This is a genomic window from Bacillus sp. HY001 (genome assembly GCF_007558965.1).
GTDB lineage: Bacteria > Bacillota > Bacilli > Bacillales > Bacillaceae_G > Bacillus_A > Bacillus_A mobilis.
In genome coordinates this window covers 1-12210 of the sequence record NZ_VLTE01000080.1, presented here as the reverse complement: position 1 = coordinate 12210, position 12210 = coordinate 1, and the positions used below count along the sequence as shown (strand labels likewise).

Sequence of the window (12210 nt, the reverse complement as noted above, 5' to 3'; positions counted from 1 at the left end):
CAAGGTGCTACTGGTGCTCAAGGACCAGCTGGCGCTCAAGGTGCTACTGGTGCTCAAGGACCAGCTGGCGCTCAAGGTGCTACTGGTGCTCAAGGACCGGCTGGTGCTCAAGGTGCTACTGGTGCTCAAGGACCAGCTGGTGCTCAAGGTGCTACTGGTGCTCAAGGACCGGCTGGCGCAACAGGCGCTACTGGTGCTCAAGGTGCTACTGGCGCAACAGGACCAGCGGGTACTCCAATTCCTGTAACTATCGCGGCAATCGGAAACTCAAATCCACAAACTATATCACCTGGAACAAACATCCAATTCAATCAAGTTTTTGAATTAAATAATATCACTTTCAACGATACTTCAGATACTTTAACAATTTTAGAAACAGGCGTATATGATATTAGTTTCTCAGCATCTACAACTTTCCCAGGATCTTCACCATTTGGATTCGGTATTTCATTCAATGGCCAACCACCTACTCGTAATTTCTCAACTAACGTTATTGGTAGTGCTGTTTCGTTCTCTACAATCGTTACTTTACAAGCTGGTACAACGATTGCTGTACAGCCTACAGCAAACACTATTTCTATTCCTAACACAGGCGATACAACTGCAACACTATCAGTATTCCGAATTTACTAATTTTCACTAAATAAGCATATTTATAATAATATGTATCGTTTTACCGTGCATTAAATCTCTCTTTATATAGAAAGGAGCACTTATTTGGGAGGATAAGTGCTCCTTCTTTACGTTTCTTTACCTCAAATTTACTCTACCTTAATCCTCATTTTGTATGATAAATAGTGAAGTCAAAGATATGAAAGAGGGATGAAAATGAGAGTTATGTCACTAATACGCATTTGGTTCGCTCTTATGGTATGCATTATTTTATGTGTAGGATTTTTTTTAACTCTAAAATATTCCACTATATCAAAAGCAGAGAGAAAAACCGTTCCATACAAACTTTTGTATACAAAACAAAGCAACATCCCTTATTCCAATGCAACACATAATGAAAAAAAAGTTATAACAGGAATGCTTATTACGAAAGCTTCTAGTTCCGAAGCATTACTTCAAATTGCTGAAACGATTAAAGATCAATATACAAATAAAAAAATCGATGAAATTACACTTTCTATCCACAATAAAAATAATGGTAATTACGAAGAAGAATTACCTTACGAACCTATTAGTAAAGGAAAAATAACCGTCACATACGATTCCGAATCCTTTGGCAGTACGAACATTATACTTAACGAATAGTAACTAGTAAGGAGAAAGGAGAATTTCAACCGTTTAAAATTTCATTTTGTTTTTCATACGAAAAAGAGGCGAATTTCGTTATTCGCCTCTTTCTTTTACCAAAATGAAGGGATCCATTCTTTCACTTTATCAATCCACTCTTGTTGCTCTTTTTTTCTTTGTTGTTCCTCTTCTTTCCTTCTCTTCTCTTCTTCTTTTCTTCGTTTTTCCTCTTCTATTGTAGTCAATTGTTTTTTATAATCAGCCTCAGATATGAGTGATAACTGGAATGCTTTTTGATCTGGATTGGTATTCGCTTTTTTCATAATATCCCGGAACATTGTCGTCGTAATTTGACTTCCCCCCGGAACATAATGATCACTATCTGTTTTATCATACCCTACCCAAATCGCACCTACTAAATCTGGTGTGTATCCAACAAACCATGAATCCTTTGCACCGGTGCTTGGTCCATTTACAATTTGAGTCGTTCCGGTCTTACCTGCCGTATCAACATTATTAACTTTCGCCTTTTCGCCCGTGCCCTTTTCGACAACACCTTTTAATAAATATGTCATCTTTTGAGCAATTTTCTCGCTCGTCACCCGTGTCTCTTTCTTATACCACTTTCCAATCGTTTCACCTTCAGCATTTTGTATCTCCCTAATCGCATGAGCTTCCACTTGAACACCGTCATTTGCAAATGTACTATACGCTTGGGCCATTACAAATGGCGAGGTCCCAACATGCATCCCGCCCAAAGCAATCGGATATGTACGATCTTCTGGCACTAATGGAATACCAAAACGCTCTAAAGATTTCAAACCTTTATCCAATCCAATTTGCTCTAATAACCAAACAGCGGAAACATTGTACGACTTTGCCACAGCTTCATACATCGTCACATCACCGTGAAAAGTATGATCGCTATTTTGTGGTTTATATTCTTTAATATTAAATGGTTCATCTTTTAATATATCGTATACTTCATACCCTTGCTCTAACGCTGGTACATATACAGCCAAAGGCTTTAGCGTTGAGCCCGGTTGTCTTTTCAATTGGGTTGCATGGTTAAACTGTAAAAACTGATACGGCCCTCTGCCTCCAACTAAAGCTGGTACACCACCTGTTTTGGGATTCATAAGAACTACACCCGTTTGCATAAGCTGATCTGAGCCACTATCTTTGAAATAACTATCATTATTCACAACATCTTCCACAGCCTGTTGTTTTTTCGGATCAAGCTCTGTATAAATACGATAACCACCCGCTAAAATTTCATTTTGTGTTAATTCGTACTTGTCCATCGCTTCTCTAACAATATAATCTACATATTGAGAGTATTTCCCCTTGTATTTATCATCCACACCACGTTTTAACACAAGACCGCTCTCTTTTTCTTTATTATACTGTTCGTCAGAAATGTATCCTTGCTCTTTCATTAAGCTTAAGACGACGTTACGTCTTTCAATTGACTTGTTAAAGTTTTTATAAGGCGAATAGGCAGACGGTGCTTTAATCAATCCAGCAATCGTTGCAGCTTCTGAAGCTGTTAAATCTTTTACATCTTTATCAAAATAAGATTTAGCTGCCCTTTTTATCCCCCAAGCTCCTTCACCAAAATAAATTTGATTCATATACATTTCAATAATTTCATCTTTCGTATACGTACGCTCTATTTTTTTTGTTAAAAAATATTCCTTTATTTTTCGAGAGTATGTGCGGTCTTGTGTCAGAAATACGTTTTTCGCAAGTTGTTGTGTAATTGTACTGCCCCCTGCTACAACTTCTCCTGCTGTAATATTTTTAAAAACTGCACTTATAATTCCACTATAGTAAATACCGTGATGGTTAAAAAATTCCTTATCTTCTACTGCAACAATTGCCTGAACCATAATGTCAGGAATATCTTTCCTTTTAACACCTTCTGTTTTAGAGGAAGCTAATTTAGTCGCAACTTCATTATTTGCATCATAAATTAAAGTCGGTTGCGGAACAGCTTGTTTTAATTCAGATATGTCTTGAATGGAAATTATTATATTTATAGCAATAAATAGAGTAGCAAGTAAACTTCCTAATACAATTAATGAATTACGAAGTTTCTTCCTCTTATTGAACCACTCCTGCATTTTTTTTAAGTGAGTGTTCTTCAATTTCATTCGTTCACTTCCTTCGTTTGTTTACACTCTTCTTTTCAAAAGGAAGAATATACCTCCTTTTAAATTTATTATAATAACGTAGTCTTTCCTGTAGTGTAAAGCTTTTCTTTCACATTCATACTTTTTGCAAGAAAAGGACATTCTACAAGTAAGATATTCAATATTGATTATTAATATTATTAATACAACAATGAGAGTTATGTTAAGTTTTTGTAAACTTTTCGATAAAATGTTTTAAAAAACGACAGTTTTTTGTTAGAATTGACTAGCCAATATATTTTACATATATTACTTTTGTGGGGGTAACTAATAATGGTATTTAAATCAAAAAAAGATAAATTTTCTGAAATGTTAATGAATGTTTCAGAAAATTTAAAAGAAGGCGCGCAGTTTTTCGTGGAGTATAAAATTAAAAATGCTAGCGATTTAAAAGAGTTTTCTATGCGCATGAAAGAGTATGAGTCAAAAGGTGACTCATTTATTCACGAAATCATTATGGAGCTAAACAAAGCGTTTATTACTCCAATTGAACGTGAGGACATCCTACAACTTGCAATGAGTATGGATGATGTATTAGACGGATTAGATCATAGTGCTGGTCTATTCGAAATGTATTCTATTACAGAAGCTGATGAATACATGATTAAATTCGTTGAAGCAATTAATCAATGTGCGATTGAGATTGCAAATTCTGTTGAACTACTGTCTAAAAAGAAGTTAGTCGACATTCGTACGAACGCGATTAAGATTAAGGATTACGAATCACAATGTGATGATATTCGCCGTCATGCGATTAAGCACTTATTCTCTCGTGAGAAAGATCCGATTAAAATTATTCAATACAAAGAGATTTACGAAGAGCTTGAAGAAGTAGCGGATAGCTGCCAAAGCGTTGCAAACGTATTAGAAACAATTATTATGAAGAACGCGTAAGGAGTTTGATCATGGATACACTCTTGTTACTGACCGTTTTAGTAGTCATTTGCGCTTTAGCTTTTGACTTTATTAATGGATTTCACGATACAGCAAATGCTATTGCAACGGCTGTTTCAACGAAAGCTCTAAAGCCTAGACATGCAATTATTATGGCAGCTATTATGAATTTTTTAGGTGCGATGACATTTACAGGTGTAGCAAAAACGATTACAAAAGATATCGTTGATCCATTTGCCTTGCAAAATGGTTCTCTTGTAATTTTAGCTGCTTTACTTGCGGCAATAGCATGGAATTTGATCACTTGGTACTACGGTATTCCAAGTAGTTCTTCGCATGCAATCATTGGCTCAATCGCAGGTGCAGCTATCGCTGCGGCCGGTATTAGCTCATTAAATCTTAAAGGATTCATAAAAATTCTTGAAGCTTTAATCATTTCGCCAATTATCGCTTTTGTTATTGGTTATATCGTATACAGTATATTTAAAGTAGTCTTTAAAAACTTTAATTTAACGAAGACGAACAAAAACTTCCGTATATTCCAGATTTTCACTGCTGCATTACAAGCTTATACACATGGTACAAATGATGCGCAAAAAGCAATGGGAATCATTACGATGGCTCTTATGGCTAATAGCTATCATACTTCTAGCGACATCCCGTTCTGGGTACAATTATCTTGTGCGATTGCAATGGGTCTTGGTACTTCTGTCGGTGGATGGAAAATTATTAAAACTGTCGGTGGACAAATTATGAAAATTCGTCCTGTAAATGGTGTAGCTGCCGATTTATCATCATCACTTGTTATTTTCGGTGCAACATTCATTCACTTACCAGTTAGTACGACGCACGTTATCTCTTCTTCTATTTTAGGGGTTGGTGCTTCTCATCGTGTAAAAGGTGTAAAATGGGGAACTGCAAAACGCATGTTAATTACTTGGGTTATCACACTTCCTATTTCAGCTTCTTTAGCTGCTTTATTCTACTCTTTATTACACTTGATCTTTTAATCAAAAGTCGTCTTCCTTATTTTTCTAGGAAGACGACTTTTTTGTGAACAAACCTTTTTCTTATGAAAAAGCGTGTATAATAATTGGTGGATAAGTTATATAGAGGAGTTGGCAATTTTGGAATACATCATGTTACTTTTCATCGGGCTAATCGCCGGGACAGTCGGGAGTCTAGTCGGGCTTGGTGGCGGAATTATTATTGTTCCGTTATTAATCGGATTACACAGTCTATCACCACAACTTGCAGTAGGAACTTCAATGGTAACAGTCGTTTTCACAGGACTATCTTCCACCCTTACTTATATGAAGCATAAACGAGTAGATTACAAAAGTGGACTTATTTTATTTATCGGGAGTGGCCCTGGTGGTATCATCGGCTCGTGGGCAAACAAATTTTTAAACCAAGATACATTTTCTTTATATTTTGGGATTTTCCTTATTTTTGTCTCTATTCTTCTTATGTTACGAGACAAATTAAACCCTCTTTCTTTATCAAATATGACGGTAATTAAACGTTCTTTTACAGATAACGAAGGAAACACTGTACACTATCAATTTCCACCGCTTCTCGCTATCTTTATCGCCTTTATAGTTGGTTTTATATCTGGGTTATTTGGAATTGGTGGCGGTGCCTTACTTGTTCCAGCAATGATGCTGCTTTTTGCATTCCCAGCACATATCGCTGTAGCAACTTCGATGTTTATCGTATTTCTATCAGCCATTGTAAGTTCTGCAACGCACATCTCCCTTGGAAATGTCAGCTGGATTTATGCATTAATTCTTATTCCTGGTGCATGGATTGGCGGAAAAATCGGGGCTTATATCAATACAAAATTAAGTGGTAAAGCCGTAATTAATTTATTACGTATCACATTAATTATTCTCGGGACTAGATTAATTATTACTTCTTTTTTATAACGTGTTCTTTTAGAATACGTTTTTTTATACACATGAATATAAAAATCCTCCTAAGAGAACAAATAAAATTAAACAAACACATAATAGCATATAATTTGAAATATGTACTTTCTTCAAGTTGACCACTCCTATAACTGCGACTGTTATCTTTATGATAGCGAAAAAATAGTTTACTTGCAGTTACAAAGTGCTAACAATGCAAAATCATTTATTACAAATTTTATCCTTATATTTCATTTCTTTGTATATTCTATCGGTTTAATAAAAAAAGATGTCATATTGACATCTTTTTTAATGAAGAAGTGACCATCCCATAAAATCCTCATGTACTTGGCACGCCCTCTTATCGTTTCGATCATATAATTCAGCATAACTATCTGTTTCTTCATCATAAGCCATCGTATAAATAATTTGGCCATCTACTTCAACGGATAATACGACTCCACCTTTCATCTCTTCTACATGAATGGTAGCATTCGCCGGAATTCTCATATCCGTCATTTTTATCGCATCTAACAATATACTAAACCCCCTACAGCGTATTCATTGCTAGTACTATTACACACTAAATAGTATACTACTGTAATAGCATACATTTCGTCAATGAAATTGCTGTTTAAATAGCATATTGTCTTTATACATATACGCTACAATAAAAGAAATAGAAATGTTTAAATGGGGGGCTAACATTGATTCTACACAAAGGAGATGTACTATTCCGTCAAGGCGAGGACGGTCCTTTATATTTTATAAAAACAGGCTTATTAAAAGTAGTAAGGATCGAAGAAGATGGAACACCATTTTTATTCAACATTATTGTTCCAGGTGAAACGATACCTCACCATTCTTTAATTTCACCGAAGGAGTATCACGGTACAGCAATCGCTTTAATGAAAACAGAAGTTGAACCTATCATTAGTAGTGAATGGTACGATCAACTTCAGGCAAATCCCGCATCATACGCAAATATTGCTATGCAATTACAATCAAAATTAAGAATGATGCAGCAGCGTATCGATCAATTGACAACCGTCTCTCCGAAAGAACGTCTTCATCGTTTACAAGAATGGTTCACACTATATTTAGGTGACATTCCTATATATGAAATCTTAACGCAAACTGAAATCGGCCAACTGATTGGTATACGCCGTGAAACGGTAAATCGACTATTACGAGAACAAATAAAAAACGAGGTAAAATAATACCTCGTTTTTCGCTTATTCAAATCCACCTTATTGTAAGCTTGCTGCTGGACCGAAAAATTCATAATGAATATGCTCTTGTTTCACACCTAAATCAGTTAGTGCAGCATTTATATGTTTCATAAATGGTACGGGACCACAGAAATAAAATTCTGCTTCTGTTGTCGGGATAATAGTTTTTAACCATTCAGCTTCAATGAAGCCTTCTTTATCAAAGTTCTTCATTTCCAAATCTTTTTCAGTTGGTGCAGAATAGCAAGTGTATGCTTTAACTTGTTCATATTCATTATCTACTGCCTCAACGTGTTCTTTCATTGCATGTGTATTACTATTTATCGCTGCATGTACAAAACATACATTACGTGTTAAGTCTTGTTCAATTAACGTATTTAGCATACTCATCATCGGAGTAATACCTACTCCACCACTAATTAGTACAACTGGTAAAGTTGAATCCATATTTAATACGAAATCTCCTGCTGGTGCACTTACCGGTAACATATCGCCTTCTTTTACATGATCATGTAAGTAGTTAGATACTTTACCGTCCGGTGTATCTACACCTTTTTCTTTCTTTACACTAATACGATAATATTCTTTTTCAGGGGCATCTGATAAGCTATATTGACGATTATGTGTATATGTTTCACCTTCGATATTTATTTGAACCGTTACATATTGTCCGGGGATAAATGAAGAAACTTTCCCTCCATCTTCAGGTTTCAAATAAAATGACGTAATAACATCGCTTTCCTTCACTTTTTTAACAACTACAAAGTTACGGAAATCTTTCCATCCACCTTCTTTATGTGCCGCGTCTTCATACATCTCTGCTTCAATGCTAATGAATGCATCAGCAATGACACCATAAGCTTCTCCCCATGCATTTAAAACTTCATCAGGTGCACCTGCAACCTCTTTAATTGCGCGTAGTAAACATGTACCTACAATCGGGTAATGCTCCGCTTTAATACCTAAACTTCTATGCTTATGACCAATTTGTTTTACAACTGGAATAATAGCTTCTAAATTATCAATGTACGTTGCAGCTGCATAAACAGCATTTGCTAGCGCTTGTTGTTGTCTTCCCTTTTTCTGATTTGTATGATTGAAAATATTCAATAACTCCGGATGTTCCGAAAATAAAATTTCATAAAATCTCGTTGTAATTTCAACGCCTTTTTCTTGTAATAATGGTACTGTTGACTTTACGATTTCAATTGTTTTTGCACTTAACATTGTATCCCACTCCTCTATTTCCTTAACTGTTTTTAGTTTAACTGAATTGTATAGTACATATTGTGATTTTAATCACTATTCACACGGTGTTTTTGTGAAAAATATATGAACATTGCACTTACAAAAGAAAATAAGCCAACTAGAATGCTAGCTAGCTTATTATTATTTTGACTGTATCGCTTGTTCAATTACCCTTATATCTTTCCCATCTCCAAACTCTGTATACCCCCAGATATTCGTTTCACCTCTATATTTATTTACGATAATATCTAAGTCATGGTATACACGATGTGCATAAACTACATACTCAATATTTTGAAGTTCCACACCTTTTTTTACAATTTCATAACTTCTATTTACATCGCGTTTTAATTTTCCATTCTTTATTTCCGTATGTATATTTTTTAAAGATGGTTCTTGTTGTTGAAACCATTGTTTCAATTGGTTCCAGTCCCCTTCTGTATAATTCTCTGCTTTACCATAATTTAAGAAATCATTATAACTTTCATGTGTCATACGAATAAAATCCAGTACTTTTGTCTCTTCTTGTACATCTTCTATTTGAGCTATCGTCTTTACCTCAGCAGGCTTATTCGCATAATGTAACAGAACTTTCATAAGACTATAACTCGCAATGATCATCACGATAATAATCCCAAAAATACTTAACAATTTTTTCATATACAGAACCCCTTCTCTACTAGAGATATTACAATGTAGTACTATACTTGTAGCATTCTCTCGTAGAAATCTAATTCCTGTATAAATTCTTCCTATCATTTCGACAATATTTTTCTAGACATTCCTCGTTGGCAAATGTTCTTGTAAAACCATATACCCTTCATAAGCTGTGTAACCGAGTATAGCCATTAATCCGATATAACAAGCAAATACCGTCCATTTCGTTTTCATATCCACTTTATAATAGTTTTCCTGTTGACTCTTTTCTGTATTCCATTCCCGTAATTTTCTTTCTGACATTTCAAATGCTTCTCTTATATGAATTGTATGTGTTTCTTTTTCCTCTTCATATGGAACATAATCAAGTGGCTCAAACTTTGGTAAAAGGTACTCTAACACTTCAATTTTTTGAAGTTCTCCTGTTTTTAATTCTTTCTCTCTTTCTTTTTGTCTTAATACATTTATTTCATGTTGCATCATATATATATTCCGATGCACTGCACCCGTTTCTTTTAACTCCTCTTCAAGCCTTGCAACATATTCTTTCATTCCATCAATTCTATATCCTAATTCCTTAATCGGCTCATCTCGCTTTATTACTCTATATAATTCCATACAGCCGATAATAACAATAAATCCTCCCAAAATACTTTTAAAGTAAATGGAATAACCGAGCAATACAATAAGACCTGCTCCCCAAATCTTTGTACTTACAACTGAGATAATTCGTCCACCATCTAATGGAGAAACTGGGATCAAGTTAAAAAAGTTAATCATACTTCCAAGCAAAATAATTAATGCCCAAAATGGCTCTTTCGTTATTATATAAAGTGGAATTGCAGGTAAAAATGATACCAATCCGAAAAGGGGCCCCATATAGGCGATGTAAGCTTCATCTTTCGCATTTTTCGGCATCTCTTTCATCCCAATAAGAGCACCCATAAATGGAATAAATATTGCTGGTGATGTTGGTATACCTTTTCTTTTCGCAGCCCATAAATGGCCCATTTCATGGATAAACAACAAATAAATGAGCGCTACTCCAAATTTCCAACCATATATAACTGCGTATGCACCAAGTGATAGAAACATACTAAATACTGTTGAAAACTTTGCTAATTTAAAAATTGCAAATACCCACTTTAACTTAGAAAGTAAAAATAAACCTATGGCAACAATAATTCCCCATAATCCTTTTTTATTATTTTTCATATTCCTCTCCTTTATCTCTCATTAATGAATCATATTTATTCATTAAAGCTGGTTCTTTCTCTATTATGACATATTTTTTTCTATCGTTAGAAATAATGTTTATTTAATCCATTTTTAGCCAAAAATATAAATAAAAGGAGGTGTATACAAATGAATTTACAATCTCTCATAATAGGCGCTCTATCGTTTTTAGCTTCAACTCTTATTTTTTATACCGTTAGCTATGTATTATTATTAGATTTGTTGCCAAATCACGTATTTATTGCTTTAATCATCCTCTCCGCTCTTATGATTTCTTTTCTTATTACACGAAAATCAATGAATGAGCCATCTGCAAAAGCAAAGTAATAGAGAGGGGACTCCCCCTCTCTATTATCATTTCCTAGGAAAGGCCGTATAGACTTTACATTCATCCCGTAATTAAAGTTTCACTTTATCTTTGTAAATTCATTTTTTCACCATACTCTTTAACAATTTGAATGATATTTTGAAAAACACCTATTTTCTCTTTTTTACTATTTAATATTTTCAAATCGTAATTTTCATAATATGTTTCTAATGCCTTTAATTGTGATTCTGAAGCATCTTTTACCTGCACAGTAGCATGCAATTCATACTGTTTATACCCTTCCTTTACCTTTTCTCCTAAAATTTTTTCACTCTCTTTTGCTCCAATTAATTTTTGAACTTTTTCTGGGAAAATGACTTGCAAATAATATTCTTGTTCCTTCTCTAACTTGTTGTATAGTGATTGTGAAATCGTATACCGTACCGTATAATTCACTTTTTGATCACCTGCTTTAATATGAAACGCGGTTATCTGCAAATCTTTTTTTGTTACTTCCGTTAAAGTACCTGCCTGCATCTCATCTTCTTTTTGTTCTGAAACATTTGGAAATATAGCTAACAGCTTTTCCGTATCTTGTTTATTTAGCATGTACATAGCGTTCTTATATTGTAGCCATCCTCGTCTATCTTCTCCTCTTAGCCATGCATAATAGATTTCTTTTTTTCCATCTCTACTAATTTGCAGTTCATATTCCGGCTCACCAAAACTACCTGTTACGTCTTGTTTTTCCGCTTTATCTATAATATCTATTACTAACTTAGCTTCTGATTCCTGTAACTTTTTCTCTTTACCTTTTTTTTGTATAACGGTTACCCCTATTGTTTCTCTCACTTCATTCACCGTCTCTTCTACTTTTTTTGTTTCTTTTTTTTGCTCAACTTGACTACAAGATGCTAGTAACATAGCAAACAACAACATTACATATTTCCTTTTCAACTTAATCCTGGTTTAAAATTCTTATAAAAATCTATAAATTGTTGGCGAACCAAGTCAAATGCCAACTACCGAAAAGGAATCTCACCTTTTTCCTGTCCGTAAGGGTTGTGTTGTGACCTTTTCATCCACCTATTGTGAAAGAATGACGGCAGGTTCCTGTTAGGAACGATCTGTCCTTGCATACTACCATTCATCCAAGTCAGTAGTATGCAAGAGGTTATAAGAAATAAACCAGTACCCCCCTTCTCATTTAAATTTTAAATACGAATTGTTGATTGCTCATATAAACAGTTTTGTGAAGAATGCTCCACAATTTCCAATTGTGATATTCTTTC

General features: G+C 34.6%; 13 protein-coding genes. 7 read left to right on the top strand and 6 right to left on the bottom strand.

All coding sequences use genetic code 11. The features are described 5' to 3' along the window. Both FOT98_RS26510 and FOT98_RS26505 read left to right on the top strand, forming a co-directional pair. On the top strand, positions 1–633 hold a 633-nt coding region (locus tag FOT98_RS26510; RefSeq protein ID WP_144291182.1), incomplete at its 5' end, for a Gly-Xaa-Xaa repeat protein. A 195-nt stretch (positions 634–828) separates the two neighbouring features. After that, positions 829–1257 (top strand): hypothetical protein, encoded by a 429-nt coding sequence (locus FOT98_RS26505; protein ID WP_063261781.1) that lies wholly within the window; start codon positions 829–831, stop codon positions 1255–1257. Between the two features lie 95 nt (positions 1258–1352). On the opposite strand, the gene FOT98_RS26500 is transcribed toward FOT98_RS26505, so the two are convergent. Then, the gene (locus FOT98_RS26500; RefSeq protein WP_063261782.1) at positions 1353–3395 is read right to left on the bottom strand and encodes a transglycosylase domain-containing protein; all 2043 of its coding nucleotides are present in this window, start codon (positions 3393–3395) and stop codon (positions 1353–1355) included. Between the two features lie 312 nt (positions 3396–3707). Here FOT98_RS26500 and FOT98_RS26495 point away from each other — a divergent pair, with 312 nt between their 5' ends. From FOT98_RS26495 to FOT98_RS26485, 3 genes are all read left to right on the top strand, one after another. Continuing rightward, a complete protein-coding gene (locus tag FOT98_RS26495) occupies positions 3708–4328 on the top strand; it encodes a DUF47 domain-containing protein (RefSeq protein WP_000231446.1) in 621 nt (206 codons plus the stop codon). A gap of 11 nt (positions 4329–4339) precedes the next feature. After that, positions 4340–5338 carry an inorganic phosphate transporter gene (locus FOT98_RS26490; RefSeq protein WP_061680306.1) on the top strand — a complete coding sequence of 333 codons (999 nt, stop codon included), beginning with the start codon at positions 4340–4342 and terminating at the stop codon, positions 5336–5338. A gap of 117 nt (positions 5339–5455) precedes the next feature. Further along, on the top strand, positions 5456–6256 hold the full coding sequence (locus FOT98_RS26485; RefSeq protein ID WP_000455763.1) for a sulfite exporter TauE/SafE family protein: 801 nt from the start codon (positions 5456–5458) through the stop codon (positions 6254–6256). 291 nt (positions 6257–6547) lie between these two features. Here FOT98_RS26485 and FOT98_RS26480 read toward each other — a convergent pair whose 3' ends face one another. Next, the gene (locus FOT98_RS26480) at positions 6548–6775 is read right to left on the bottom strand and encodes a hypothetical protein (RefSeq protein ID WP_061680307.1); all 228 of its coding nucleotides are present in this window, start codon (positions 6773–6775) and stop codon (positions 6548–6550) included. Between the two features lie 170 nt (positions 6776–6945). Between FOT98_RS26480 and FOT98_RS26475 the strand changes: the two genes are divergently transcribed. Further along, a complete protein-coding gene (locus FOT98_RS26475; RefSeq protein ID WP_000600576.1) occupies positions 6946–7458 on the top strand; it encodes a Crp/Fnr family transcriptional regulator in 513 nt (170 codons plus the stop codon). A 30-nt stretch (positions 7459–7488) separates the two neighbouring features. Here the strand turns inward: FOT98_RS26475 and hmpA are convergent, their stop codons facing one another. The 3 genes from hmpA to FOT98_RS26460 form a co-directional block, all read right to left on the bottom strand. Continuing rightward, positions 7489–8697, bottom strand: a complete 1209-nt coding sequence (gene hmpA / locus FOT98_RS26470; protein WP_063261783.1) for an NO-inducible flavohemoprotein — start codon at positions 8695–8697, stop codon at positions 7489–7491. A gap of 162 nt (positions 8698–8859) precedes the next feature. After that, positions 8860–9378 carry a hypothetical protein gene (locus FOT98_RS26465; protein ID WP_063261784.1) on the bottom strand — a complete coding sequence of 173 codons (519 nt, stop codon included), beginning with the start codon at positions 9376–9378 and terminating at the stop codon, positions 8860–8862. Between the two features lie 114 nt (positions 9379–9492). Continuing rightward, positions 9493–10590, bottom strand: coding sequence for a site-2 protease family protein (locus tag FOT98_RS26460; RefSeq protein WP_063261785.1), 1098 nt, complete (start codon positions 10588–10590; stop codon positions 9493–9495). Between the two features lie 150 nt (positions 10591–10740). Between FOT98_RS26460 and FOT98_RS26455 the strand changes: the two genes are divergently transcribed. Next, positions 10741–10938, top strand: coding sequence for a hypothetical protein (locus tag FOT98_RS26455; protein ID WP_001053353.1), 198 nt, complete (start codon positions 10741–10743; stop codon positions 10936–10938). Between the two features lie 85 nt (positions 10939–11023). Here the strand turns inward: FOT98_RS26455 and FOT98_RS26450 are convergent, their stop codons facing one another. Continuing rightward, a complete protein-coding gene (locus tag FOT98_RS26450; protein WP_063261786.1) occupies positions 11024–11875 on the bottom strand; it encodes a YhfM domain-containing protein in 852 nt (283 codons plus the stop codon). Positions 11876–12210 lie beyond the last annotated feature (335 nt).

Bases quoted from the DNA above. Each gene is read 5' to 3' on its own strand.
- FOT98_RS26460 (WP_063261785.1), bottom strand. From the start codon at position 10,590: ATGAAAAATAATAAAAAAGGATTATGGGGAATTATTGTTGCCATAGGT.
- hmpA (WP_063261783.1), bottom strand. From the start codon at position 8,697: ATGTTAAGTGCAAAAACAATTGAAATCGTAAAGTCAACAGTACCATTA.
- FOT98_RS26495 (WP_000231446.1), top strand. From the start codon at position 3,708: ATGGTATTTAAATCAAAAAAAGATAAATTTTCTGAAATGTTAATGAAT.
- FOT98_RS26505 (WP_063261781.1), top strand. From the start codon at position 829: ATGAGAGTTATGTCACTAATACGCATTTGGTTCGCTCTTATGGTATGC.
- FOT98_RS26500 (WP_063261782.1), bottom strand. From the start codon at position 3,395: ATGAAATTGAAGAACACTCACTTAAAAAAAATGCAGGAGTGGTTCAAT.
- FOT98_RS26490 (WP_061680306.1), top strand. From the start codon at position 4,340: ATGGATACACTCTTGTTACTGACCGTTTTAGTAGTCATTTGCGCTTTA.
- FOT98_RS26465 (WP_063261784.1), bottom strand. From the start codon at position 9,378: ATGAAAAAATTGTTAAGTATTTTTGGGATTATTATCGTGATGATCATT.
- FOT98_RS26455 (WP_001053353.1), top strand. From the start codon at position 10,741: ATGAATTTACAATCTCTCATAATAGGCGCTCTATCGTTTTTAGCTTCA.